A 25,634-nucleotide genomic window follows, 5' to 3' on the forward strand; every position below is an offset into this window, starting at 1 on the left:
CGACAGTCGTCTGCTGTTGGCTCAGTTGTCTTCGTCGTCTTCGTCGGCAGCGGCCGGCGGACGTCGCGAGAGTCGGTCGAAGCGTGACTGGGCCGCATTCGTCCGTGCGTCGGTCTCGTCGGGTTCGTACCGGCCACCGTCGTATTCGCCCTCGGCGACGGAAATCGTCAAGACCGCGTTTTGGCTTCTCGCTCGCCATGGTAACTCGTCGCGGTCGACGACGAGTTGGTCGAGATCCCGACCGTCGGCTTCGACGAGCAACACCGCGCGGTCGTCCTCGAACCGGTCGACTGTCGCCGTGTATGTCCCGTCTGGAATCATGCGTAGGCCTCTTTGAGTACGAGCGCGCCGGTATTATCCGTCACGGTGATGGTATCGCCACCGTTGTTCCAGATAGCCGACCCGAAGCCCCAGTAGTAGTCTGTTGACGTATCCGTGCCAGTTCCGGTGTGGAGGGTGACCGTTGCACTTGCGTCGAGTGTCGTCCCCGATGGGAAGGTGTAGGTCCGGCCTGCGGCATCGGACACTGACCAGCCGGAGACATCGAGAATGTCAGTCCCCGTGTTCTCGAAGACGATGTACTCGTCGTTCAGGTTGTCCGTGTCGACCCCCGCAGCATCGGCGTGGACGTCAGCGACTGCGAGCGACGAAGCGGGTGTCTCGGTCTCAGTCCCACCGTCGGTTGCGACTGGCGTGAGCGTCGCGACCGTTCCGTTGGTCGTGATGGTCGTCCGGGCGGTCACCTCACCAGTCGTCCCCGGTCCAATTGGCATTCCCTCGCGGAGGTGTGTTGGCTCGATCGGTGCATCCCGTTGGGTACGCACGGTGACGCGCTGGCCATCGCTTTCGAAGACAATCGTGCCGTGGGTTGCCGTCCAGTACGTTGGAACGGACTGCGCTGCCAGCCGGGACAGCGTCTCTTCGTTCGGATGGCCGTATTGGGAGTCATACGCGCTCGAGACGACGGCGACGTTCGGCTGGGCCGCTGCCAAGAACGGGGCCGTCGTACTTCCACCCGAGCCGTGGTGGCCCGTTTTGAGTACCGTCGAGTGCAACTTCGAGCCGTACGTGTCGACGAGATACTCTTCGGCTTCGTGTTCGGCATCGCCGGTAAACAGGAACCGACTCGTCCCGAACTGGGTCATGAGGACGATACTGTTCTCGTTGCGGTCTTCGTTTGCTAGGTAGCCCTCGGGCGGCGACAGGACTTGGGAGGTCACATCACCCATCTGAATCTCGTCGCCGGCCTGTGTCCGGTACAGCGGCACGTCGTGTTGTTCGACGGCGTCGAGATACGCCTCGTACGTCTGCGACGTGGAGGTGATTCCGGGGTCGTACACCGCACCGATACCGTCTGCCTGTGTTTCGAAGTAGTCGATAACAGCTGCGTTCCCACCGATATGGTCCGCATCGGAATGTGAGGTCACGAGATAGTCGATGCGGTCGATACCGTGCGATTGGAGGTACGAAAGCACGTGTTCACCGTCATCTCGGAAATCACCGGTGTCGATGAGCATCGTCTCTCCGTTGGGGGCGACGAGGAGCGTACTGACGGACTGGCCGACGTTGATGAAATGGACTTCGAGTGTCCCGTTGACCGACGCGACAGTTTGGGGAGTCTGTGTCGTCGCAATCGGCGTCGACGTGGGTGTTGCTGCCGGCGACGCGGTTGCCCCCGTCTCGACGGGGCCACCGGCACCAGAACAGCCGGCGATGAAGACGAGAAGGACGACCGCAACCGTCTGAACCTGGGGAGCCATATGACGACATCGCCGGCAGGCGGTTTATCTTTTAGTCGTCGGCAAGGGGGATCTCCGCTCGGTTGTGTGTATCCGGGCCGTAGTTGATGACCGCGCTCTCGTCAGGCATCGCTGCATCTTAATCCCGAACCACTCACTGTTGAGGTCGGCGAGTGCCTGTGGACTCCCAGTCAGTCAGAGTTGGGACCGTCATCGATTGGGTATGTTTGGGGAGTATTGTTCGTATATCTTGACAACTATCTGTAGACATGGCATAGCGTCTTCAATTATGCTATTGTTAGGATCTATTTCGATAAGCTACGCTGGTACGATCACGAGAGATCTTTTAGAGACGTGAAATTGATCGCTATCACTGGTGAATGACCGTACTGTAATTTTATAACAGCCGACAGGTGTGTCGGCTGTATTCGGTCGACGATTACGTATGAGACGAACGAAATCAAGAGTTGCGATAGATCGTGTTGGAATATACGCTCGTATTGGTGATATTCCTGAGATTCACCGACTGTCACGGTATCGGCCGACGTACCGAGACCGAGATGTTTGGACTGAATTTTGTGAGGAATACGAGTACGGACGTGGCTCTGGTCGACGGTACAACGAGGCCGTTGATCGAGCCGGATCACATTGGCTCGAACATATGGGTGATTTGCAGCGTCATCACGCTCTTGCGACACCAACACACGTTGAGCGTTGGTGTCGAAGCCTTCTAGATGATAAATCACCTGCAACTGCGTACAATTACTGGATTCGAATCAAGCGCTTCTACGATTGGTTGCTTTGGCATACCGACCACCCACATCGGTATTCTCCAGTAATGCTTGCTGTCATTGCCGGTGGTGCGACTGGTGATCTCTGGGGTGTGAAAATTGACAAATGGGAGGCTGTTCGCCAACGGAACAAGCGAGATGATTCTGCGTGACTGAACGTCAGTCAACTTCTCGTGAGACATTAGCGGATGAATTCGGTCAGTCCATAGACCCACTTGCCGCGCTTGAACCGACGTTCAACGAGACGACCGTCGACCCATTCCAGGTGTTCTCAGAGGAAGTACTAAACGCACGAAATCTCTCTTCAGCAACTCTGGGACACTTTGCGTATGTCTTCGACGAGTGGCGCTCACATATGTATGAGATGGGACGACATCCGGCTTGTCCTGCGCTTGAACATGTGGAGGCTTACATCGAGACACAGCGTGCACCAAAACAAGAGGGTGGCCGCGAAAACACATCACGAACGATTAAAGAAAAACTACGCAAGCTCAACCGGGCGTATCAGTACTGGCAGGCAGACCCCGTGTTCCCACATAAAGACGGCTACAACCCATTCGAGCTAGCCAAGAAACGGGTCCCGTTGCGTGTCAAGAAGACTAAGGAGCATCGAAAGGTCACGATTCCAGAGCTACGAGATATGATTGCCTCCGTAACCAGTCTCCGAGGGAGAACACTCATCATGCTTCAGTTGAAGCTTGGCCTACGCGCCGGTGAAGTTTCGAACCTCCGTCTCGAAGATTGTCGACTAACAGCGTCGCGTACAACTGAAGCATACTCCAACCTCGGCTCGCACGAAGCACTAGGCACACGGTCAAACCTCGTGTATATTCCGTCTCGGGATGAACGGAACGGGAACAAATCAGTTAGACCGCGACTGCTCCCATTAGATACAGAACTCTGTTCGCTTCTTGACCGCTATCTTTACGCACGGCCGAAGAACGGTGAGTCATGGCTGTTCCTTTCAAAAAAGAGTCACACCAAGATGACTGTAAAGGGTGTGAACAAGGTCTGGAAGACAAACTTCCATCCGGAGTACGCAGGAACAGATTCACACCGACCGATCACGAGTCACTTCGGTCGACATCGATTCACCACATACTGGCGTGTTGAACAAAATCTGAATCGGCAACTCGTGAAGTATCTCCGCGGCGACCGTACTGGTAGTTTCACGAACAGTAGTGGGATCGATGCGTATCTTCACGCCTATTACAAAGATATTGAAGCAACGTACCGGGAACAGATCTACAAACTAACTCCGGAAGTTTAGACAGGCCGAGTGCAGAAGTACTCTACTTAGTCTCTGCAGTCATCTTTTCGGCGATGTGTGAATAAGTCAGGTATACGCTATTCGGCCCGCACCGCCTGGATGCGAAGCACCACTTCGGTCCCGCCCTCCTCGCGGCGATGGAACACGACCGTCCCGCCGAGCTGGTCGACGCCCCACTTCACCAGCCAGAGGCCGAGGCCGCTCGCGTGTCGAAGTTGCGTCTCGCCGTGGGCGTCGATGGCGGCGAGTTCGCTCGCGTTGATGCCGGGGCCGTTGTCCTCGATTCGAATCACGAGTTCGTCGTCCTCCCAGCCCGCCGTCACGGAGACGACCGGCGTCGACGACCCGTTGTGTTGGACGCCGTTTTCGACGAGCTCGCGGACGATTGGTTCGAGCGTGGGCGCACAGACCACGTCGCGGTCGGGGAGTTCGACGAGTCGGACGTTCGCACAGGCGAAGTCGGTGCGGACGGCGTCCGCGGCGGCGCGTATCTGGACGGCCGCGGGGTGCAGTTGCACGTCGCCGTTCCCGTCGCTGCCGCGGGTCACACCGAGCTTTCGCGCTTTCTGGCTGATGTTGACGAGCGTTTTCGCGTGGTCTTGGAGCGTCTTCGCGTGGTCCCGCGCGTCGTCGAACTCGCCGCCGTCGATGTCGTCCAAGACGAGGTTGGCGTAGCCTTCGAGGAGGTTCGCTTCGGTCCGAAGATTGTGGCGGAGGACGCGGTTCATCACTTCGAGCTGTTGGAGGTTCAGTCGGCGGTCGGTCACGTCGCGGAAGACGAGCGCGTGGCCGATGTCGCGGCCGTGGTGGTCGCAGAAGGCGCTCGTCCGGAGTTCGAAGTACCGCTGGCTCGACCCGAGTCTGACCGTGACTTGGTCCGTGTCCCGCTGGTCGGGCGAGAACTCATCGATAACGTCGCCGACGGGGCGGCCTTTGAGGTCGTCCGCGGTGTCGTTCAGAACCCGCGCGGCCGCCCGGTTCACGTCGGTGACGCGCCACTTGGTGTCGGTGACGACCACCGCGTCGGCCATCGTCTCGACGACGCGCTCGCGGGCGACCCAGCGGGGGACCGGTCGGGATTCGAGGAGCTCGTAGCGGCTGATAGCGACGGTGCAGGCGAGCCCCGCAAACGTGAACGCCGCGGGCGTCATGTCGATTGCCGCGCCGTACAGTTCGAGGAGCGTCGTGGCGAAGTTCCCGAGCACGGGCATCAGCGTCCCGAGGACGAGCGTGATCGCCTGTAACCGGTAGATGTCCGGCATATCGAGCGCCGTTCGGAGGATGACGACCGCGCCAGCGAGCCACAGCAGATAGCTGTATCCCAGTACGACCCAGTACAGCGGCCCCCACTCCATCTGGAGGATGGTGATGGCCCGGCCGACCGCGGGAACGACGGTGACCGACGTCCACATCAGGTGGTGGAGGGAGTTGGTCCAGACGGCGACGAGGCCGATTACCGGGAGCACCGAGAGGACGCAAAGCGACGGCCGAGCGGTGAATCGGTCCCGGCCGGCGTAGGAGAACGCGAAGAAGAACCAGGCGATGGGTGCCACGAGCACGCCGACCCACTGGAGGTCAGCGAGCGTGAGCTTGAGTGTCACGTCCGCGACGATGAGTTCGAGGAGGTAGCCCGACGACCACCACCCGCTGGCGAGGGCGAGCACGCCCAGCCCGATAGCCCCGGGCATCGACCGCCGTTGCCACGCGAACAGGGCGACGTAGCCGCTTACGACGCCGGACGTGACCATCAGCCCGATGATGATGACCACGAGGGAAACCGGCTGGGTGAGTAGCTGGGGACCGACCGCTCCTCCGAACACCAACTGTTCGACGGCCCTCCACTCGATGTTCGGAGTCACTACCACGGTAATTATACACCATATGTCAAAAGAGTATTCAAGAACCGGGTCCGACTGTCCCGGCCCGGGGTCCGACTCCGCGCCGGTCTCGGGTGTCCCGTCTCCGACCGACGCGTTACGCGAGCGTACCGCCGGTTCCGACGGCCGCGGCGACGACCGCGACGCCGACGGCCATCAGCACACCCTCCGCGTCGCGGAGCGTACAGAGCCGCTCGACCGACCGGTCCGTCTCGGTGAGCGCGTACGTAATCCACGTCGAGTAGGCGACGGCGGGCAAGAGCGCGAACGGGGCCCACGCGGGGACCACACCGGCTCGCGCCGCGACCCACACGAGTCCGACCGAGACCAGTTCCAGCGCGTAGAGGCTCAGTTGCGTCCGGCGGACGCCGATGACCGTCGGCAGGGTCTCGACGCCGTTCTGCGCGTCGCCCGCCACGTCTCGGACGTTGTGGACCTCGACCGAGATGGCCGAACGGAGGAAGAACCAGACCGCCGCGACGGCCGCGCCCGCGGCGTACTCGGGCGCGGTCGCGGCGACCGCGAGCGGGGCGAAGCCGACGAGGACCGCCCACGCGAGCGACACCGACGCCGTGTTGACGAGGAAGATATCCTTGAGCCGGTCGACGGACGGAAGCGGGACGACCGGGGCGCTGTAAAACACCGCGACGACGCCCGGAAACAGCGTCAGCCCGAGTCCGTAGACGCCGCCGTGCCGGACGGCGAGCCAGAGCGCGCCGACGACTGCGAGCGCCGAGAAGCCGGCGTACAGCCGCGGGTGGGCGGCGACGAACGCGGTCCGCTCCGCGTAGTTCTCTTCGTCGGCGTCGAGGTCCGCTAGTTTGTCGAAGTTGTAGATGCCGACGGTGATGAGAAAGCCGACGGCGAGGGCGACGTTCGGCCCGATACCGGCGAGCGCGGACGCGACGAACACCTCGGCGATGGTGGACGCACCGAGGAACACTGAACTGTGCACGACCGCACCGTACAGGCGAGTTGGAACGATTCGCATTGCGCCTTTGAATCGTCCCGCCGACGAATTAGATGTGCGGCAGGCAACAGTTCACCCCGGTTGTTCGTTTCGCGGTCGAACGTGTTCGGGGCCTCGCTCATTCTCTCCCGGCGCGTATGAGGACGCATGAAGATACCGACAGCCGAGCGGACGGAGACGGCGGCGACAGGAGAGACGGCGGCGACAGGAGAGACGGCGGCGACAGCCGAGCGAGTGGAGACGACCGTCGAGGTCAAACTGACCGGCCACGTCAGGTCGGCTGCGGGCACCCACCGGACGGAGTTCACCTTCGAGGGCGAGACGCTCCGGGCGTTCCTTGAGGCGTTCTTCGCGGCGTACGACGTGCGCGACCTGGTCATCGCCGAGCGCGAGGCGGACGCGACGACGCGGGGGTGGGCGCGGGTGGACCGGCCGCCGGGGACGTGGCGGAAGAACCCCGAAGGCGAGCAGACGCAACCCTACGCCCGCGTGCTCGTCAACGGTGTGTTCAACGAGAACCTCGACGGCTTCGACACGCGACTCGAAGACGGCGACCGCGTCGCGCTGATGAAGCCGTTTCTGTACTGTGTGTGAGCGGTGGTCCCCGTGAGGGGGCCTTCGGACGTGGCCGCGGGTCGTCCTGACGCCCGACCGCCACAGGACTAACGTCCGCTGCCGACAGAGGGGAGATATGGCATCGACCCCCGCGGACGACTCGACTCGCGAACGCGGCCCGGGCGAGGCGTTCTGCCGCGACTGCGGCGCGGTCATCGACGCGCGCGCCGAAATCTGCCCCGAGTGCGGGGTCCGGCAGCGCGACCCGCCGAAGTCGTCGGTCGACTCGGCGCTCGACGACCTGTTCGAGGGCGGTAATCCCTTCATCGCGGCGGTGCTGTCTGCGGTTTTCCCCGGCCTCGGACAGCTGTACAACCGCGAACTCGAACGCGGCCTCGTCTTCGCGGTCGGCTTCCTCGTCGCCACCGCCTCGGTGATGGTCCTCATCGGCTTCTTCCTCGCGCCCGCGGTGTGGCTCTACGCGGTGTACGACGCCTACACCCGGGCCGAACTCCGGGCCGAGGAGTTACAGCGGGAGTCGGGGCGGGACCGCGAGACGGAGGTTTCGGTGAGCGAGGCGGCGGGCGACGAGGCGGCGGATCACGAGGAGAGTGACGACGAGGAGACCGACGACGACCGCGAGGAGTAGACGCGGGACCGCAGGGCCACGGGCCGAGGCGCGACTCAACGGGTGACCAAGACGATACCGAGAACGGCGAACGCGATACCCGTGAGTTTCGTTACGGTGAGGTTCTCTCCGAGAACGACGACGCCGATGACGGCCGCGACGACGAAGTACATGGCACCGAGCGTCGAGACGACGGTCGTCGAGCCGTGGGTGAAGCCGATGTACATCGAAATGAGGCCGACGCCGGTACACAGCCCGGCCACCCCGGCGAGCAGTCCCCCTCTCGCGGTGACGACGAGCGACGCGTCCGACACGACGATGAAGCCGAACGCGAGCAGCGCCGCGACGAGATACGAGATGGCGGCGGCGGTCCGCGGGTCCATGGACTCGGAGGCGGCGTTGCCCACGACGATCCAAATCCCCCACGTCACCATCGTAATCAAACCGAACAGGACAGCCGAGTCCACCTCTGCGAGTTCCATCGGATAGCGCCTCGCGTCGCTATCCGAAAGAAACCGGACCTCCAGTATAAGCGGTGTCTATGCGGGGGCGGCTAACCGCGTTCGGAACTCGGTTCAGCGAGCGGGCGACTACGCGAACTCGTCCGAGAGGTCGGCGTCCCAGTCCGGCGGGAGCAGCGGGTCGGGGTCCTCGTGGACGAACTCGACGCCCTTGTCGGGGTCGAGCGGGTGGACTTTCGTCTGCATCGTTTCGCCGCCGTCGAGGAGCGAGAACATGCGTTCGGACTCCGCGAGCCGGTAGTACAGGGGGAGACAGACCGCGACTTCGTCGTCGGTGGCGCGGACGACGAGCGCGAGGTAGACGAGGCCGCCGGAGACCGCGCGGAACGCCTCGTACTCGTCGAACGTCGCGCCCTCGACGGCGGCTTCCAGGTCGGGGTAGACGTCGTCGCCGACGACCACGTCGAGCCCGACGTGTTCGACCACTTCGTCGCCCGCGGCGGGGACCGGAACCACGTCCCCCGGGAGGGCGACGACGACGGTCCAGTCTCGCTCCCGATAGTCGTCGGCGAGCGACTCGCACTCTGCGACTACCGTCTCCCACGTGCCCGACTCGTCCGAGAGCGGATGTTCTTCCATGCGGCATGGTGTCGGAGTCCGCTACCTAAACTTTGGCTTCTCTCGCCGCTGTCGCTCGCGTTCGCGCGTCACGCGGGCGATTGCGTGATGGTGAGTGTTGTCAACAGCCGCTCATCAACTGGCAAAAATTGAAAAGGTATTTCACTCCATGCAGGTCATTCCCATTCAATGAGGAATCTACTCTCTCTTTCGGACCTCCGAACTCAGTTCTCGACCGGCCGCGGTCAGGTCAAGGCCGTCGACGGCCTCGACCTCACGGTCGGCGAGGGCGAGACGGTCGGACTGGTCGGTGAGTCCGGGTCCGGAAAGAGCGTGACGGCACTTTCGGCGATGGGCCTCGTCGACGACCCCGGCGAAATCGTCTCGGGGTCGGTCGAACTCGAAAGCGGCCGGCTCGCCGAGGAGTTCCGTGAGGAGTACAACAACCCCGCCTTCGTCGACGGCGACGTGGTCAATCTCGTCGACGCCCCCGAGGAGGCGCTGCGGGCCGTCCGCGGGCGCGAGCTCGGCATGATTTTCCAGGACCCGATGACCTCGCTGAACCCCTCGCTGACGGTGGGCGAGCAGGTCGCAGAGAGCCTCCGACTCCACCAGTACGGCGGGCGTCGCAAGGACTCGTGGTTCAACGCGGTCCGCGAACTGCTCCCCCGCATCAGCCGCGACATCGACGACGAAATCGTCGAGCGGACCATCGAGGTGCTCGAATCGGTCGGCATCCCCGAACCCGGCGCGCGGGTCGACGAGTTCCCCCACGAGTTCTCCGGGGGGATGCGCCAGCGCGTCCTCATCGCCATCGCGCTCGCCTGCCAGCCGCGCGTGCTCGTCGCCGACGAGCCGACCACCGCGCTCGACGTGACCATTCAGGCGCAGATTCTCGACCTCATCGACGACCTCCAGGAGGACCTCGGCATGTCGGTGCTCATGATTACCCACGACCTCGGCGTCGTCGCGGAGACGTGCGACCGGGTCGCGGTCATGTACGCCGGCGAAATCGTCGAGGAGGGGCCGGTCGAGGAAATCTTCCACAACCCCTCGCACCCCTACACGTACACGCTTCTCGAATCGCTCCCGAGCGAGGACAAAGAGCGCCTGACGCCCATCGAGGGCAACGTGCCGGACCTCATCGATATGCCCGAAGGATGTCACTTCGCGCCCCGATGTCCGTGGGCCCAGCCGGAGTGCACCTCCGGTGAGATACCCTACAAGCAACACGGCGACGACGAGGTAGACCACCGCTCGAAGTGCGTCCTCGACGACTTCGACACCAGCGAGTACGGCGGCGACGCCATCGAGGCCTCGACGGGCACCGAGCCCTCCGACACGCCGCTGCTCGAAGTCGACGGCATGCAGAAGTACTACGAACAGGCCGACGGCATCCTCGACCGATTCCTCGGGGCGGACGACCGGAGCGTGAAGGCGGTCGACGGCGTCGATTTCACGGTGTACGAGGGCGAGACGCTCGGGTTGGTCGGGGAGTCCGGTTGCGGGAAGTCAACCGCCGGGCGGAGCCTCCTGCATCTGACGCCGCCGACCGGCGGTCGCGTCGTCTTCTCGGGGACGGACCTCTCGGGGCTCGACAGCGACGAACTCCGCGCGATGCGCCGCGACATGCAGATGATTTTTCAGGACCCGATGTCGTCGCTCGACCCCCGGATGACGGTCGGCCAGACCATCCGCGAGCCGCTCGACGTCCACGACCTCCCCGAGTCGGACCCGAACGTGCGCGGCGAGGCCGACGTGACCGTGACGGGCATCGACGCCGAGCGCGTCTCGGTCACCGCGAGCGACGAAATCGACGCCATCGTCGGCTCCTCGAACGGCGTCGCCACCGCCGCCGTGACCGTCACCGTCGCGGACGGCGAGGTCGACGTGGCCGTCGAAGAGCGCCTCCGGACCGAGGTCGAAGTCGAGCGCGAGGGTGATGTCGTCTCGGGCGTCACCGTCCGCGTCACGCCGGGCGACTCCACCAGCGAGCGCCGGCGTCGTCGGGTCCACCAACTCCTCGACGCGGTCGGCCTCGAAACCGGCCAGTACGACCGCTACCCGCACGAACTCTCCGGCGGCCAGCGCCAGCGCGTCGGCATCGCCCGCGCGCTCGCGGTCGACCCGGACTTCATCGTCGCCGACGAACCCGTCTCCGCGCTCGACGTGTCCGTGCAGGCGCAGATTCTCAACCTGCTCGAAGACCTCCAGGAGCGCTTCGGGCTGACGTATCTGTTCATCGCGCACGACCTCTCCGTCGTCCGGCACATCTCCGACCGCGTGGCCGTGATGTACCTCGGTGAAATCGTCGAGGTTGCGGCGACCGACGAGCTGTTCGACGACCCGAGACACCCCTACACGCAGGCGTTGCTGTCGGCGATTCCGGAGCCCGACCCGGCCGCCGAGACCGACGACCGCATCATCCTCGAAGGCGACGTGCCGAGTCCCATCAATCCGCCGTCGGGCTGTCACTTCCGGACGCGGTGTCCGCAGGTCATCCCCCCGGCCGACCTCGACATCGAGCAGGCGGCCTACCGCGAGGTGATGGACCTCCGCCAGCGCGTCGAGCGCGAGGCGCTGGACGTCGAGACCGCCCGCGACGCCGCACTCGATGCGGGCGACCCGAGCGCCGAAGCAGCGGTGAGCGCCGACGGCGGCACCGCCGACGCCGACGCCGTCGTGGACGAACTCCGCGAGTCGCACTTGTCGCACTCGCTGTCGCCGGAACTCCGGGGCGTCGTCGACCGCGCGCTCGAACGCGTCGTCGCCGACGACTGGGACGAAGCGGGCGAAATCCTCCGCGAGCGATTCGAGAGCGTCTGCGAGCGCGACGCGCCCGAACTGGGTGAACAGACGCACCCCGCGGCGTGTCACCTCGTCGACGAATAGACGACGAGCAGGCCCCGATACGGGGTCTCGTCAGCTGTCAGACGTTTTTTGATTGGCTCGTATTTTTACCGGAACAGGTCGGTGGTGTCATTCGTTCCCGTGGACGATTCTTCGTTATTTTTATAGGGGCACATCAATAGGTACACGTATGTCACAAGATGGCAATAACGTCTCGCGGCGTCGGTTCCTGACGGCCGCGGGAACCGCTGCGGCGACGGCCGCGCTTGCGGGTTGTTCCGGCGGCGGCGGCGAGGAAACCACCACCGAATCCGGTGAGGGGACCACCGAGGGAGAGACGGACCAGACCGAACAGACCGAACAGACCGAAGACGACGGTTCGAACTCGGTCCTGCGCTACGGTCGCGGCAGTCACTCGCCGACGCTCGACTTCCAAAACAGTACGAGCGGCGAGGTCGCCAAGGTGACCGAACAGCTCTACGACACGCTCATCAACTTCGAGCCGGGGCAGTCCACGCTGACCCAGGGGCTCGCCACCGAGTACTCCCTGGAGGGCGAGACGGCCTCCATCACGCTCCGCGAGGGCGTGATGTTCCACAACGGCGAGGAGTTCACGGCCGAGGACTTCGTGGCGACCTATCGCCGCTTCGTCGACAGCGACTACGAGTACTACGCCGGCGACGACTACGTCTCCGCCTACGGGCCGTTCACCCTCGGCTCGTGGATCGACGAGATTCAGGTCGACGGCGACTACTCGATGACGATTCAGCTGACCCAGTCGTACGCGCCGTTCCTGCGTAATCTGGCGATGTTCGCGGCGTCGGTGCACTCCCTCGCCGCCATCGAGGAGTACGGGACGGAACTCAGTTCGAACCCCGTCGGGACGGGGCCGTTCCAGCTGAGTAACCTCGACGACGCGAACGAAATCATCCGCCTCGAAGCCAACTCCGAGTACTGGGGCGACGGGCCGAACGTGGACGAGGTCGTCTTCGTCACCATCGGCCAGAACTCGACGCGCGCGCAGTCGCTCGCGTCGGGCGAACTCGACATCATCGACGGGCTCGGTGCGCAGTCGTCCGTCCAGGTCGAAAACGCCAGCAACGCGAACCTCGTCCGCACCGAGGGTATCAACATCGGCTACATGGCGTTCAACATGGCGAGCCGCGAGGAGTTCCGCGACCGCCGCGTCCGGCAGGCCGTCAGTCACGCCATCAACACCGAAGCCATCGTCAACGAGATTTACTCGGGCTTCGCGACGCAGGCGAGCCAGCCGCTCCCGCCGAACGTCCTCGGCCACAACGACGACATCGACCCGTACCCGTACGACCCCGAGGAGGCCCAGCGCCTCCTCGAAGAGGCCGGCTACGGTGACGGCTTCTCGTTCGAACTGGCGACGTTCCAGAACCCCCGCGGCTACAACCCGTCGCCGATTCAGACCGCCGAGACCGTCGCGTCCAACCTCGGCGAAATCGGCATCGAAGTCGACATCAACCAGCAGTCGTTCGGTCCGTTCCTCGAATACACCGCTCAGGGCCGCCACGACGCGTGTTTCCTCGGCTGGTACACCGACAACGCCGACCCGGACAACTTCATGTACGTCCTCCTGCACCCGCAGGTAGAGGAGGGCGAACTCACGGAGGGACAGGACTGGGTCAGCTTCGACGCCGAAGGCTACAACACCAGTAACCGTTCGGCGTGGGCGAACCGCGAGTACATGGACCTCGTCGAACAGGGTCAGAGCACCTACGACGAGGCCGAGCGCGAGTCGCTGTACAACGAGGCGAACCAGATTGCACACGACGAGGCCCCGTGGGTCTACCTCGACTACGCGGACGAGCTTCGCGGCGTCTCCAGCCGCGTCAGCGGGTTCCAGGTCGCCGCCATCAGCGGTCCGTACCTCAATCTGGTCAGCCTGAACTGAGGAACTGACCGCGCCTTCGACTTTCATGATTTCCACACGATTCGTACTCAAGCGGCTGCTGTTGCTCGTCCCGGTGTTGGTGGGAGTGGCGTCGCTCGTCTTCTCCATCCTGCATCTCTCGCCGGGCGACCCGGCGCTCACCATCGCGGGCGAACGCGCCAGCGAGGAGTTCGTCCGGCAGGTCGAAGAGAGCCTCGGCCTGAACGACCCCATCTGGGTGCAGTACGGGCGCTTCCTCGCCGACGCCGCGCAGTTCCAGTTCGGCGAGTCCTTCATCATCCAGCGGAACACCCCGGTCCGCGAAGTGCTCGGCAACAAGCTGCCGGTCACGCTCGAACTCGCTCTCTACGGGCAGCTCATCGGCATCTCGCTGGGCATCCCGCTGGGCATCCTGAGCGCCGTCAAGCAGGACAGCATCACGGACCACCTGACTCGCATCGGTGCGCTCGCCGGTATCAGCGTGCCCATCTTCTGGAGCGGCCCGCTTCTCATCTTGCTGTTCGCACAGGTGCTCGGATGGCTCCCGACGAGCGGCCGCATCTCGGTGCTGTACAACGTCGAGGCCATCCGAGTGACGGGCCTCGTCACGGTCGACACGTTCCTCGCGGGCAACTGGGATATGTTCGTCTCCGCGGTCCGCCACATGATTCTCCCGGCGTCGGTCATCGGCGTCTACTCGATGGCGCTCATCTCCCGGATGATGCGCTCGTCGATGCTGGAGGTCATCCGGCAGGACTACATGCGGACCGCCCGCGCGAAGGGCCAAGGCGCGAAGATTACGGTCCTGAAGCACGGCTTCCGCAACGCGATGATTCCCGTCATCACGGTCATCGGCATCCAGTTCGGTGGCCTGCTCGGCGGCGCAGTACTCACGGAGACGGTGTTCGCTATCGGCGGCATCGGGACGCTCCTGGTCGAGGCCATCAAGGTCGGTGACTACCCCATCGTACAGGGGACGGTCCTGACCTTCGCGTTCCTGTTCACGCTGGTCAACCTCGGCGTCGACATCACCTACTCCATCCTTGACCCGCGGATCGAACAATGAGCACGGAAACCACGACCACGAACGAGACGGCGACCGACGTCGACCAACGCGGGCTCGTCGACCGCCTCACGGCGTCGCCGTTCGTCTCCCGACTGCTGTCGAACCGCCTCGCGCTCGCCGGTATCGCCATCATCGTCGCGATGGTGGTCATCGCGCTGTACGCGCGGCTGTTCTTGGACCTCGAAGTCATCACGCAGTCGCAGCTCGGGACGAACCCGAACCGCGCCCCGCCGAGTCTCGACTACCCGTTCGGCACCGACGGACAGGCCCGCAGCCTCCTGCCGCGGGTGGCGTACGGCGCGTGGTACGCGATGCTGTTCGGCACCGTCACGGTCGCCGCCTCGACCGTCCTCGGCGTCGGGCTCGGCATCGTCGCGGCCTACTACGGCGACGTGACCGACAACGTCATCATGCGGACGATGGACGTGCTGCTCGCGTTCCCGTCGCTGCTGTTGGCGCTGGCGCTCGTCGCCATCTTCCCCGACGACCTCGGTCTGTGGCGAGCGGTCGCCGCGCTGACGCTCGTCTACACGCCGCGGTTCGCCCGCGTCGTCCGCGGGGCCGCGCTGACCGTGCTCGAAAACGAGTACATCGACGCGACGGTCGCGCTCGGCGCGGCCGACCCGCGCGTGCTGGTTCGGCACGTCCTGCCGAACTGCCTCGCGCCCATCACGGTCCAGAGCACGCTCAACTTCGGGCTGGCTATCATCGACCTCGCGGCGCTGTCGTTCCTCGGCTTCGGTGCCGCGGCGGGCACGCCCTCGTGGGGGCTCATGCTCTCGAACGGCGTGAGTCAGGGCCTGCTCACCGGCGTCTGGTGGTGGTCGTTCTTCCCCGGGTTCTTCCTCGCGCTCACGGTGCTGGGGTTCAACCTCCTCGGCGACGGCATGCGCGACGCGCTGGACCCGCGGATGCGCGAAGCGGTCGACTAACCGACCGTGTCCGCGCCACCGGACCCGACGGACGCGGCGTCGCCCCCCGTGCTCGAACGGGCGGCGACTCGCCTCCGACTCGTCGGCACGGCGGCCCTCGCGGGCGCGCTCGTCGCCGCCGTCTGGCTGGTCGCTCGGCTGGTCGTCGGTGACTTCTCGGCGAGCGTCGAGACGACGTTCGCGGTCGGCTCGCTCGCGTTCGGGTTCGGGCTCCTCGGCTGGTCCGGGGCGGTCGCGCTCGGTCGCGGCATCGAGTCGATGCAGGCGCACCTCGACACCGGAACGGGCTGGACGGAAGCGGACGCTCGCCGGGCGATGGCCCGTGTTCTCGGGTTCGGACTCGGCGTGATGCTCGGGGCGACGGCGGTCGGTTCGGTCGCCTCTGTTTTCGTCGCCGCCTGAGCCGGCCGAACGCAGACTCGGACTCAGGCTTTCGGCAGGCGAAGCTCGATAATCGTCCCGCTCGGTTCGTTGTCTCTGATTTCCATCGTGCCGTTGCTGTTCGTCACCGTCCAGCGGACGAACCAGAGACCGAGCCCGTTCGTGTGCCGAAGCGGCGACTCCCGCCCGGACATGAGCGATTCGCGTTCGAGCGCGGGGAGCCCCGGCCCGTTGTCCGCGATTCGAACCGTCACTTGCTCCGCACCGTCGGCCTCGGCGACAGAGAGTTCGATTTCGACGTCGTCACCGCCGTAGGCGACGGCGTTGTCGACGAGTTCGTTCACCGCGAGTTCGAACGTCGCGTGCGCCAACGCTCGCACGTTCTCCGGCGCGTCGACGGTGATGGTCGCCCCGGGGTAGCTGAGCTGAGCGCCTTCGACCACGCTGCGGACGCGGTCGGCAACGTTCTGCGGTTGCACCCGCTCGGTCACGTCGGGGTCGAGCGCGGAGCTGAACTTTCGTGCCGTCTCGGCGATTGAGAGGAGTTCGTCCGCCGCCCGCTCGATGGCCGCCGCCGACTCGCGCACGTCGGCGTCGTCGGCGGCTTCGAGCAGCATCGCCGCGTGCGCCTGCGCGATGTTCATCTTGTTCCGGAGGTTGTGTCTGATGACGCGGTCGAGGACCGAAAGCCGCCGCTCGCGCTCCCGGAGTTCGGTCACGTCACGGCCGACGCAGACGATGCCGTCGAACTCGCCGCCCGACGACTTCGCCGCGATGGTCGTCTGGAACTGTCGCTCAGCGCCGCCTCGGTCGACGACGACCGTCTCGATGGTCTCCTCGGCGCTATCCCCCGAGAGAAGCGACGCGATAGCCTCTAAGAGCGCCTGGGCGTGTCGCTCGCCGAACACCGCCGAGACGTGTTCGCCCGTGAGTTCGCCGGGGTCACAGTCCAGCAGGTCGGCGGTCGCGCTGTTCGCGAGGACGAACCGGAGATTGTCGTCGAGCGTGTAAATCGGGTCGGCCGTCGTCTCGACGATGCGCTCGTACCGCTCTAACTCCTCGGAGCGGGCCTTTCGCTCGGTGATGTCTTGGACGGTCCCGCGGTAGACGGCGGCGTCGGTCTCCCGCGCCGCGACGCCGCGGACGTTCGCCCAGCGCGTCTCGCCGTCCATCGTCTCCAGTCGGCACTCGACTGACTGCTCTTCGCCGGTCGCAACGAGCCGTCCGAACGCCGCTCGGGCCTCGTGTTCGTCCTCGGGATGGTAGAACGCGAACGCCTCTTCGAGGTCGAAGGTCTCCCGCGGATCGACGCCGACGAGTTCCGCGAGTCCGCTCGTGAACAGGACTTCCCCGGTCCGTGTGTTGAACTCCCACGCGCCGACCGAGGCGATTTTCTGACTCTGGTCGAACAGGTCGAGCAGTCGTTCGCGGTCGCGCTGCTGGCGCTTCACTTCGGTCACGTCCTCGATGACGGCAATCACACCGACGCACTCCCCGCCGCTTCCAGTCAGGGGCGCGGCGTTGACGACGACCCACCGGCGGTCGCCGCCGACTTCGATGCCGTGTTCGAAGCCCTTGACGGTCTCACCGGCCTCTCTCGCCCGTTCGAAGGGGAGCCCACCGCGGTCGAGTGGCTCTCCGCGCTCGTCGACGAGTTCCCACTCGGGGGCGTCGTACGGCTGTCCGAGCACGACTGACCGGCCCAGACCGAGAATCTCTTGGGCCGACTCGTTGGCGCGTATGATTATCTCGTCTTCGTCGAGGACCACGATACCGACCGGACTCGTCTCGAAGAGCTGTTTGAGCGTTTGCGTCTCGTTGACGAGTTGGTTCCTGAGCGCGTGGCGGACGGTCGCGTCGGTCTGGAACCCGACGAAGTGGGTGAGCTCACCGTCGTCGTAGACCGGCGATATCTTCAGGTCGTTCCAGAACGGCGTTCCGTCCTTCCGGTAGTTCGTGAGGCCGACGGCGGCGCTCTCGCCAGCGTCGACCGCCTCGTGGAGCGTCTCGACCGCCTCGGGGTCGGTGTCGTCCCCTTGGAGGAATCGACAGTTCCGGCCGATGACCTCCGAGCGGTCGTAGCCGGTCATCTCCTCGAAGGCGTCGTTGACGTACGTGAGCGGTTGGTCGTCGTCGGCTTCGGTGATGGTGATGCCGACCGTCGCGCTGTCCATCGCCCGGCGGTACAGCGCGAGTTGGAGCGACTGCCGTCGGGTCTGGAGGAGCGACTCGACCCGCGACCGGATGACTGCGCTCGGTGCGGGGACCGCGAGCACGTCGTCCGGCACGTCGTCGAGTCGCCGTGCGGCGACGCGCTGTTCGTCTTGCGTGACCGTCAACAGCACCGGCACGAAGCGGTCGCCGGCGTCGGCTTTGCGTTCGTCGAGCGCGTCGGCAACCGCCGAGTACGTCGCCATATCGACGATACAGAGGTCGAACTCCGGAAGTTGGGATTCGTCCTCGCGGCCGCGTTCCCAGACGACGACTTCGTACGCGTCGAGGAGGCCCGCCAGTAGCTCGCGGTCCCGAGCGCCGCGAACCGCGAGGAGTATCCGTTCCTCGTCGGACGCGTCACGCGCGGAGCGCGCTCCGTTCCGGGACGCGTCTTCGCTCACGGTCACTCGGCCTCGTTCCACGTCGGCGTCCCCGTGAGGATGCCCCGTAGCTCGTCGAGCGGTTCGCCGACGGTGATGCCGTCCCTCCCGATTTCGAACGACCGGAGCGTCGGCTCGAAGCCGCCGAACCGCTTTTTGAGGACGCCGACGGCCTTGCGAATCTCGCCGCGCACCTCGATGTAGCGGATGAACAGGATGTTGTCCGCGAGGTAGCTCACGTGGTTGTCCGAGGCGTGGAACGCGCCGGTGACCTGCTGTACCTCCTCGGTCAGCACGACGGTGACGCCCATGTTCTTGAGGTACCGCGCCAGCGCGTGGAGTTCGCGGCGGATGTCGCTCCGCTCGTCGGTAAGGCTGAGTTGGTAGCCCGCGGTACCGTCTATCAGCACGAATTTGGTGTCGTTGGCTTCGACCTCGGCGCGCACCCGCTGGGCGAACTCGTCGGTCGAAAGCGAGAGCGGTTCGACGGCGTCGACCCGGAGGTTCCCGGAGTCGACGAGGTCGTCTATCGGGATGCCGACGGACTCGGAGCGGTGTCGGAAGCTCCGTTTGCTCTCCTCGAACAGATAGACCGCGGCGCGCTCGCCGCGTTCGGCGGTCGCCCGCGCGAACGCGGCTCCGGTGGTGGACTTACCGACGCCGCTCGGGCCGCTGACGAGCGTGATGCTCCCCCGCTCGATGCCGCCGCCGAGCAGGGCGTCGAGGTCGTCGATGCCCGACGAGAGCGGCTCGATAGTGAACTCGCGGTGGTGCGAGCCGGGGACGAGTCGCGGGAAGACGCGCATCCCGTGACCGCCGTCGATTCGCATGGCGTGCGGCCCCGTCTGCGAGTCCGAGCCGCGGAATTTCTCGATGCGGACCGACCGCCCCCAGTCGGACCGAGACAGCGATATCGACCCGTCGCAGAGGTACGCGAGCGTCTCGTCGGTGCCGCCGCTCGACGGCTGGCTCGTGAACAGCGTCGTCGCACCCGACCGCTTGAGATAGCTCAGGAGCGACGAGACGAGTCGGCGGAACTGGTATTCGTCCGACGAGAGCCGACCGAGTTGGCTCAGCGGGTCGATGACGACTCTGTCGGGGTCGTGTTCATCGATTGCGTCTCGCAGTTCGGTCGCCGTCGACTTCCCTTCCACCTCGCTCGGCGACAGCATGGTGTAGGCCTCGTCGTCGAGGAACGCATCGGGCGACGGGCTCAAGTCGAGAATCGGGAGCTCGGAGAGGTCGAACCCGAGCGTTCCGGCGTTCGCCCGGAGTTCGGCGTTCGACTCCTCGAAGGAGATGAACAGCACGTCCTCGTCGTTTTCGCGCCCGGCGGTCAAGAAGTGGTAGCCGGCGATGGTCTTTCCCGCCCCGGATTCTCCGCGGACCATGTACGTTCGGTTCGGCACTAGCCCGCCGTCTAGTACCGCGTCGAGTCCGGAGATTCCCGTGGAGAGTCGCGGGGGGAGATTCGTCATACCGTACACATCTGTTTGGCGCACCAAGAAACTACCACCGCCTCGAACTACCGCGTCTCGGAACGCCACGTCTCGGAACGCCGCAGTCCAGCACACCGCCCCCCGAAACATCATGTCCCGAGACACCACGCTCGGAGCACCACATCCCGGACACCACGCCCGGAGCACCACATCCGTGACACACTACCTCGGCACGTCGATTCGGGGGGCCGCGTCGCCGTGGGGTCAGGCGGCCTCGGCCTGCGTCGCGGTCTTCCGAATCTCGTCGAGGACCGAGTCGAGAGCGAGCACGTCGGACAGCGCCTCCATCGCGCTGGAGAACGGCACGTCGAGCGCGTAGCTGTAATAGTTCCCGCGCGAACCGGTTCGGTTCTCCTCGGCCGAGAGGATGCCGAGCATCCGGAGGTCCGAGAGGTGGTTGTGGACCGACCGCTGGGCGAGCGGGTCGATGCCGGCGGAGTTACACAGCCGGAGGTACTCCTGATAGAGGTCGCGCATCCGACACGGCGTCTCGTCGTGGGCGGCCTTCGAGACGACCGCGAGGAGGGCGAAGTGGCCGTTTTCGGTGAGTTCGCGCATCCCCTCGACGACGCGCTCCTGTTCGAGTTTCTGCCGGGCGATGTCGACGTGGTCGAGCGTGATTCGCTCGTCGTCTTTGTTCTCGGCGTGTTCGCCCGCCAGCCGCAGGAGGTCGAGCGCCTGCCGCGCGCTCCCGCTGTCGCGGGCGGCGAGCGCCGCACAGAGGTTGAGCACGCCCTCCTCGCAGGCGTCTTCTGCGATGGCGACCTCAGCGCGCGATTCGAGGATGTTCTGGAGCTCGGGCGCTTGGTACGGCGGGAAGTGGAGTTCGCGCTCGCAGAGCGTGTCCTGCACGCGCGGGTCGAGTTGGTCGTGGAACTTGAAGTCGTTCGAGATGCCGATGAGGCCGACCTTGGCGTCTTCGAGCTTGCCGTTCGAGCGCGCCCGCGGGAGTTCGTAGAGGAGTTCGTCGCGGTCGCCGATGGAGTCGACTTCGTCGAGGACGATGAGCACCGTCCCGCCCACGTCGTCCAACTCCTGAAACAGCTTCTTGAAGACGGTCTGTTGGGGGTAGCCGGTCGAGCTAATCTCCGCACCGGGCGGTCGAAGCTCGTTGACGAGTTCGACCGCCACCTGATACGAGGAGTTGAGCGTCTTGCAGTTGATGGAGATGACGCTGAGGTCCACGTCGTCGTACTGCGAGACGTCTTCGAGGAGCATTTCCAGAAGGAACTCGGTGACTGCGGTCTTCCCCACGCCGGTGTTTCCGTACAGGAAGACGTTGTTCGGCTCCCAGCCGTCGACGACCGGTTGGAGCGCGTCCATGTACTCCGAAATCTCGTCGTCGCGCTCCTCGATGCGCTCGGGCTTGTAGGACTCCCCGAGGGCGTCCTTGTTGGTGAAGACGTTTTGTTTTCGCTCGAACCGGCGCATTAGCGTCGGTCCGTTGTAGCGTCCCCTTATTTAAAACCCCGATTTCATCTGATTCATGTGAATTGTGACGACGACGGTATCGCCGGAGTCGGACCGCGTGTTCTCGTCTGGAACCGCCGTCTCTCGGTTGATGCTTGCTCACTCTACACTGGTCCATGTTATCGTATTTCGTGGGTAATGTGAACTCGTTTGAACAGACACACACCATGTTTGCAAGTGAAGGAGAGCACGCGAGAGTAGCTAGTAGAACAACAGAGCACGCGTTCAACTAAAGAGTTGACATGTTTCGGTGCTCACGGTGTACGTCTCGGTGGGAAGCGTCTCCCGTTAACGAGGCGTAGACGGCCTCAATCGGAGTGAATCACCTGAAATGGTGGTGGGTGACGCGCGACGAGTCCCGTTCGAGGTTCACTTGCACCGGTGCTCTCCCCGCGCAGTCGCCGGTCCCACCCCCTCCGCGGCGTCACCGCGCTTCACGTGCAACGGTGGTGTCTGTGGGTACGCCGCGACCCATCGCTTCCCCGCCAATTCACTTGCAAACGTGGTGTGTGGGTGTCGGACCGCGGCTTTCGCGTTCCGCCGCGGCGACCCATTCACTTGTACGGCCGGTCTGTCCAGTCGCGTCGTCCGTGACCCTTCGGCACCGCCGACACGGCGCGACCGACGCTCCGCTCGACTCGACTGGTCGACGGGGTGACAGTCGTCCCGCCGGCGACGGCCCCGCCCCTCGAAATGTCTTTACCTCGGATGCTGTTACCTACCCCCGTGGACCGTTCCGCCCTCCGCGCGCTCGCACTGGCCCTCCTCGCGGTCGTCGCCCTCTCGGTCGTCGCCGCCACCATCGATTCGACCGTCGTCTCAAGCGGCGGCCCAGTCGGCTTCGGTGGCGGCGAGACCGGCGGCGCGGTCGCTGGAGACACAGACGAGACCGGCACCCAACCGTCCGGTGATTCGTCCGGCAGTCTCAGCATCCCGACGCCGTGTTTCCCGTGGTTGCTCTCACCCGGAGTCCTCGCGGTCGTCGCCCTCGTCTTCGTCCTCCTCGGCGCGTACGCCTACCGGGAGACCGGCTCTCTGCTTCCGCCCCTCGCAATCTTCGCGGCGGTCGGGCCGCCGGTCGTCCTGCTTTTCGCCCTCCTCACGGGATGTCGCCGCGAGTTCTCGTTTTCGTCTCGTGCCGCGGCCGCCGCGCGAAACGTGTCGTTTCTCCCCGCCGGCGGCGGTGGTAGTCTCGGCCAAGGCGGGAACGCGGCGCAGAGCGTCTCACCGCCCACGGTGCTGTTCGGCCTCTTGCTCGCCGTCGCCCTCGCCGTCGCGGCCTTCATGCTCGTCACCGGGACCGGCGACTCGCCCGCGGCCGACGACGAAGTCACCCCCGCCGACGAGGACGAGGGGTCGAACGTCGCCGCCGTCGGACGGGCCGCCGGGGCCGCGGCCCAGCGCATCGAAGACGGCGACGCCGACGTCGAAAACGAAGTGTTCCGCGCGTGGGGTGAGATGACCGCGCTCCTCGACGTGCCGAACCGTCGCGCTGCGACGCCCGCCGAGTTCGCCCACTCGGCCGTCGACGCCGGGATGGACCGCGACGACGTGGACGACCTGACGACGCTGTTCGAGGAAGTCCGATACGGCGGCTTCGAGGCGACGCCGGAGCGGGAGCGCCGGGCGGTCGACGCGCTCAGAAGCATCGAACGCGCCTACGCCGACTCACCGGAGGGCGACCGATGACGCTGACGCGTCGGCTGTTCTTGCTCGTCGGCGTCGTCGCCACGACCGCCGGACTTGCGGTCGTCGCAGGCGTCTCCTTCGGCCTCGAACTGACGGATATCTTCCTCGGACTCGTCGCGGCGCTCGCGGCGCTCCAGGGGCTTCGGTACGTCCAGCGCCGCCGCGATACGCCCTCGAACACCACGGTTACCGACGACCCGGAAGCGCGGATTTCGGTCCCGGTGCCCGGAGCCGACTTCGACGACGACCTCGTGTCTGCGATGGGTCAGGGCACCCGCTGGGCCGCCCGCGAGCGCGTCGTCGACCGCCTCGAAACGCGGGCCAAGGAGGCGCTCGTCGCCCGCGGCGGTCGCGCTCCCGAGGAAGCGGCCGCGCTCCTCGAAACCGGCGGGTGGACCGACGACCCGGTCGCCGCGCGCTTTCTCGGCGCGTCCGTCTCGATTCCGCTCCGACAGCGCGTCCGCCTGTTTCTGTCCGGCCGGTCGTCGCTCACCGACCGCGCCGAGCGAGCCGTCGCCGCGATAGAACAAGTCGGCACTACCGACGGCCCCGCGGGTGAGCGCCGATGAGCCACGGGTTCGACACCGAACGCTGGACCGGCCTCGACGGCCTCGTCCTCGTGGCGGCCGCCGCGGGCGTGTTCACCCGCGAATCGTCGCTGCTCCTCGCGGCCGGCCTCGGCGTCGTCGTCCTCGGTTACGTCCGGGTCGCGGCGATTCCCGAGGTGTCGCTCCGAATCGAGCGCGACCTCTCGGACGCGACGCCCGACCCCGACGACGAGGTCGAAGTCACGCTCCGCGTCACCAACGAGGGGTCCAGCACGCTGTTCGACCTCCGCGTCGTCGACGGCGTGCCGCCGGCGCTCGGCGTCGTCGACGGTTCCGCCCGACTGGGGACGGCGCTTCGACCGGGCGCGACCGCGACCGCGACGTACACGGTCACGGCCGTCCGCGGCGAGCATTCGTGGGACGAGACGGTCGTCGTCGTCCGCGACCCGAGCGGGGCCGTCGAGTCCCGCGAGACGGTCGACGCCGAGACGACGCTCCGGTGTGAGCCCGAACTCGCCGCGACCGCCGACCTGCCGCTTCGGGGCCTCACCTCGAAGTACGCCGGCCGCGTCGAGACCGACGTGCCGGGGTCGGGACTGGAGTTCGCCTCCATCCGCGAGTACCGCCACGGCGACCCGATTCGGCGCATCGACTGGAACCGCCGCGCCCGCACGGGCGAACTCGCCACGGTGGAGTTCAGAGAGGAGCGCGCGGCGTCCGTCGTCCTCGTCGTCGACACCCGGTCTGAGGCGCACGTCGCCCCCGACGACGAGGGGGAGACCGCGGTCGAGCGCTCCGTGGACGCCGCGAGCGTCGCCTTCTCGGCACTCCTCGACGGCGGCGACAGCGTCGGCGTCGCCGCGTTCGGCCCCGACGAGTGCTGGCTCGCCCCCTCGTCGGGCGTCGACCACCGCGCCCGCGCCCGCCGGCTGTTCGCGACCCACCCGGCGTTCGCGCCGACGCCGCCGGACGGGGCCTTTTTCCCCTCCGTGGCCGTGCGCCGACTCCGGCGTCGACTCGCCAGCGACGCGCAGGTCATCTTCTGCTCGCCGCTCGTGGACGACTACGGCGTCTCGGTCGCCCGTCGGTTGGAGGCCTACGGCCACGCCGTGACGGTCGTCTCGCCGGACCCGACGACGACATCGACCGTCGGCGCGCGCCTCGCACGCATCGAGCGCGACCTGCGGCTCCGCGAACTCCGGGGGAGCGGCCTCCGCGTCGTCGACTGGGGTGACGAGTCCCTCGGTGTCGCGCTCGCGCGGGCCGAAGCGGGGTGGTCGCGGTGAGCGAAATCACCCGCCAGCCGACCCGGACGGGGACCGCACTGGCGCTGTCGGCCGCCGGGTTCACCGTCCTCGCGCTCGGCTTCACCACGTCGACGGCGGCGGTCGGCGGCCTCGCCGCGACGGTCGCGCTCGCCGCCGGACTGTTCAGCGGCTCGCGGCGCGTCGTCGACGCCGCGGGCGGGCTGTTTTTCCTCTCGCTCCTCTTTGCGGGCGCGAGCGGGGCCGGGACGGAGGCGCTTCTGCTCGCCGCGGTCGGGTCGATACTCGCGTGGGACCTCGCGGACAACGCGCGCTCCGTCGGCGCACACCTCGGCCGCGAGACCGACACGCTCCAGCTCGAACTCGTCCACGCGGCGGCGACGCTCGTCGTGCTCGCGGTCGGCGCGGCCGTCGTCTACGGCGCTGACCGGGCGGCCGCCGGCGGCCAGCCCATCACGGCCGTCGTCTTACTCTTGGTCGGCGTCGTCGCGCTCGTGGCGGTCGTGGCGCGCTGAGCCGTGTCCGCCCCAC

21 protein-coding genes are annotated in these 25,634 nt (G+C 65.8%); 12 read left to right on the forward strand and 9 right to left on the reverse strand.

The window, feature by feature from the left end; translation table 11 throughout:
- Positions 1-21: 21 nt before the first annotated feature.
- Entirely contained in the window at positions 22-321 is a 300-nt protein-coding gene (locus tag DVK03_RS03245; RefSeq protein ID WP_006600652.1) for a DUF3006 domain-containing protein, read from the reverse strand.
- Positions 318-1,760 (reverse strand): lamin tail domain-containing protein, encoded by a 1,443-nt coding sequence (locus DVK03_RS03250; RefSeq protein WP_006600651.1) that lies wholly within the window; start codon positions 1,758-1,760, stop codon positions 318-320. Before DVK03_RS03250 ends, DVK03_RS03245 begins: the two co-directional genes overlap by 4 nt.
- Positions 1,761-2,678: 918 nt before the next feature.
- Between DVK03_RS03250 and DVK03_RS03260 the strand changes: the two genes are divergently transcribed.
- Positions 2,679-3,800, forward strand: coding sequence for a site-specific integrase (locus DVK03_RS03260; protein WP_115802213.1), 1,122 nt, complete (start codon positions 2,679-2,681; stop codon positions 3,798-3,800).
- A gap of 77 nt (positions 3,801-3,877) precedes the next feature.
- On the opposite strand, the gene DVK03_RS03265 is transcribed toward DVK03_RS03260, so the two are convergent.
- Positions 3,878-5,659 carry a histidine kinase N-terminal 7TM domain-containing protein gene (locus DVK03_RS03265; protein ID WP_006600648.1) on the reverse strand — a complete coding sequence of 594 codons (1,782 nt, stop codon included), beginning with the start codon at positions 5,657-5,659 and terminating at the stop codon, positions 3,878-3,880.
- A 115-nt stretch (positions 5,660-5,774) separates the two neighbouring features.
- A complete protein-coding gene (locus DVK03_RS03270) occupies positions 5,775-6,668 on the reverse strand; it encodes a UbiA family prenyltransferase (protein WP_004065117.1) in 894 nt (297 codons plus the stop codon).
- A 126-nt stretch (positions 6,669-6,794) separates the two neighbouring features.
- Between DVK03_RS03270 and DVK03_RS03275 the strand changes: the two genes are divergently transcribed.
- Together DVK03_RS03275 and DVK03_RS03280 are read left to right on the forward strand one after the other, a co-directional pair.
- Positions 6,795-7,241 (forward strand): MoaD/ThiS family protein, encoded by a 447-nt coding sequence (locus DVK03_RS03275; protein ID WP_233521747.1) that lies wholly within the window; start codon positions 6,795-6,797, stop codon positions 7,239-7,241.
- A gap of 97 nt (positions 7,242-7,338) precedes the next feature.
- Positions 7,339-7,851 carry a zinc ribbon domain-containing protein gene (locus tag DVK03_RS03280; protein ID WP_115802214.1) on the forward strand — a complete coding sequence of 171 codons (513 nt, stop codon included), beginning with the start codon at positions 7,339-7,341 and terminating at the stop codon, positions 7,849-7,851.
- 35 nt (positions 7,852-7,886) lie between these two features.
- Here the strand turns inward: DVK03_RS03280 and DVK03_RS03285 are convergent, their stop codons facing one another.
- Both DVK03_RS03285 and DVK03_RS03290 read right to left on the reverse strand, forming a co-directional pair.
- Entirely contained in the window at positions 7,887-8,312 is a 426-nt protein-coding gene (locus DVK03_RS03285; protein WP_004065113.1) for an EamA family transporter, read from the reverse strand.
- Between the two features lie 108 nt (positions 8,313-8,420).
- Positions 8,421-8,930 carry a hypothetical protein gene (locus tag DVK03_RS03290; protein ID WP_115802215.1) on the reverse strand — a complete coding sequence of 170 codons (510 nt, stop codon included), beginning with the start codon at positions 8,928-8,930 and terminating at the stop codon, positions 8,421-8,423.
- Between the two features lie 168 nt (positions 8,931-9,098).
- Here DVK03_RS03290 and DVK03_RS03295 point away from each other — a divergent pair, with 168 nt between their 5' ends.
- The 5 genes from DVK03_RS03295 to DVK03_RS03315 all read left to right on the forward strand — a co-directional run bounded on the left by DVK03_RS03295 (position 9,099) and on the right by DVK03_RS03315 (position 16,059).
- Positions 9,099-11,801 carry an ABC transporter ATP-binding protein gene (locus DVK03_RS03295; RefSeq protein WP_008605714.1) on the forward strand — a complete coding sequence of 901 codons (2,703 nt, stop codon included), beginning with the start codon at positions 9,099-9,101 and terminating at the stop codon, positions 11,799-11,801.
- Between the two features lie 148 nt (positions 11,802-11,949).
- Positions 11,950-13,680, forward strand: a complete 1,731-nt coding sequence (locus DVK03_RS03300; protein ID WP_004065108.1) for an ABC transporter substrate-binding protein — start codon at positions 11,950-11,952, stop codon at positions 13,678-13,680.
- Positions 13,681-13,705: 25 nt separating this feature from the next.
- Positions 13,706-14,725 carry an ABC transporter permease gene (locus DVK03_RS03305; RefSeq protein ID WP_004065106.1) on the forward strand — a complete coding sequence of 340 codons (1,020 nt, stop codon included), beginning with the start codon at positions 13,706-13,708 and terminating at the stop codon, positions 14,723-14,725.
- Positions 14,722-15,657: an ABC transporter permease gene (locus DVK03_RS03310; protein ID WP_004065104.1), complete on the forward strand. Its 936-nt coding sequence runs from the start codon at positions 14,722-14,724 to the stop codon at positions 15,655-15,657. The genes DVK03_RS03305 and DVK03_RS03310 overlap by 4 nt, the downstream gene beginning before the upstream one ends.
- A gap of 6 nt (positions 15,658-15,663) precedes the next feature.
- Complete coding sequence (locus tag DVK03_RS03315) at positions 15,664-16,059, forward strand: hypothetical protein (RefSeq protein WP_004065102.1); 396 nt, start codon at positions 15,664-15,666, stop codon at positions 16,057-16,059.
- Positions 16,060-16,082: 23 nt separating this feature from the next.
- Here DVK03_RS03315 and DVK03_RS03320 read toward each other — a convergent pair whose 3' ends face one another.
- The 3 genes from DVK03_RS03320 to DVK03_RS03330 form a co-directional block, all read right to left on the reverse strand.
- Positions 16,083-18,659, reverse strand: a complete 2,577-nt coding sequence (locus DVK03_RS03320) for a PAS domain S-box protein (RefSeq protein WP_115802216.1) — start codon at positions 18,657-18,659, stop codon at positions 16,083-16,085.
- On the reverse strand, positions 18,656-20,110 hold the full coding sequence (locus tag DVK03_RS03325; RefSeq protein ID WP_115802217.1) for an ATPase domain-containing protein: 1,455 nt from the start codon (positions 20,108-20,110) through the stop codon (positions 18,656-18,658). Before DVK03_RS03325 ends, DVK03_RS03320 begins: the two co-directional genes overlap by 4 nt.
- A gap of 225 nt (positions 20,111-20,335) precedes the next feature.
- A complete protein-coding gene (locus DVK03_RS03330) occupies positions 20,336-21,562 on the reverse strand; it encodes an orc1/cdc6 family replication initiation protein (RefSeq protein WP_004065096.1) in 1,227 nt (408 codons plus the stop codon).
- A 765-nt stretch (positions 21,563-22,327) separates the two neighbouring features.
- Between DVK03_RS03330 and DVK03_RS03335 the strand changes: the two genes are divergently transcribed.
- The 4 genes from DVK03_RS03335 to DVK03_RS03350 are packed head-to-tail and all read left to right on the forward strand — an operon-like array spanning position 22,328 to position 25,618.
- Positions 22,328-23,290 carry a DUF4129 domain-containing protein gene (locus DVK03_RS03335; protein WP_004044300.1) on the forward strand — a complete coding sequence of 321 codons (963 nt, stop codon included), beginning with the start codon at positions 22,328-22,330 and terminating at the stop codon, positions 23,288-23,290.
- Positions 23,287-23,859, forward strand: coding sequence for a hypothetical protein (locus tag DVK03_RS03340; RefSeq protein WP_115802218.1), 573 nt, complete (start codon positions 23,287-23,289; stop codon positions 23,857-23,859). Before DVK03_RS03335 ends, DVK03_RS03340 begins: the two co-directional genes overlap by 4 nt.
- On the forward strand, positions 23,856-25,124 hold the full coding sequence (locus DVK03_RS03345) for a DUF58 domain-containing protein (protein ID WP_115802219.1): 1,269 nt from the start codon (positions 23,856-23,858) through the stop codon (positions 25,122-25,124). Before DVK03_RS03340 ends, DVK03_RS03345 begins: the two co-directional genes overlap by 4 nt.
- Complete coding sequence (locus DVK03_RS03350) at positions 25,112-25,618, forward strand: hypothetical protein (RefSeq protein WP_115802220.1); 507 nt, start codon at positions 25,112-25,114, stop codon at positions 25,616-25,618. Before DVK03_RS03345 ends, DVK03_RS03350 begins: the two co-directional genes overlap by 13 nt.
- Positions 25,619-25,634 lie beyond the last annotated feature (16 nt).

It is taken from the genome of Haloferax sp. Atlit-109R (assembly GCF_003665865.1).
Taxonomy (GTDB): domain Archaea; phylum Halobacteriota; class Halobacteria; order Halobacteriales; family Haloferacaceae; genus Haloferax; species Haloferax volcanii.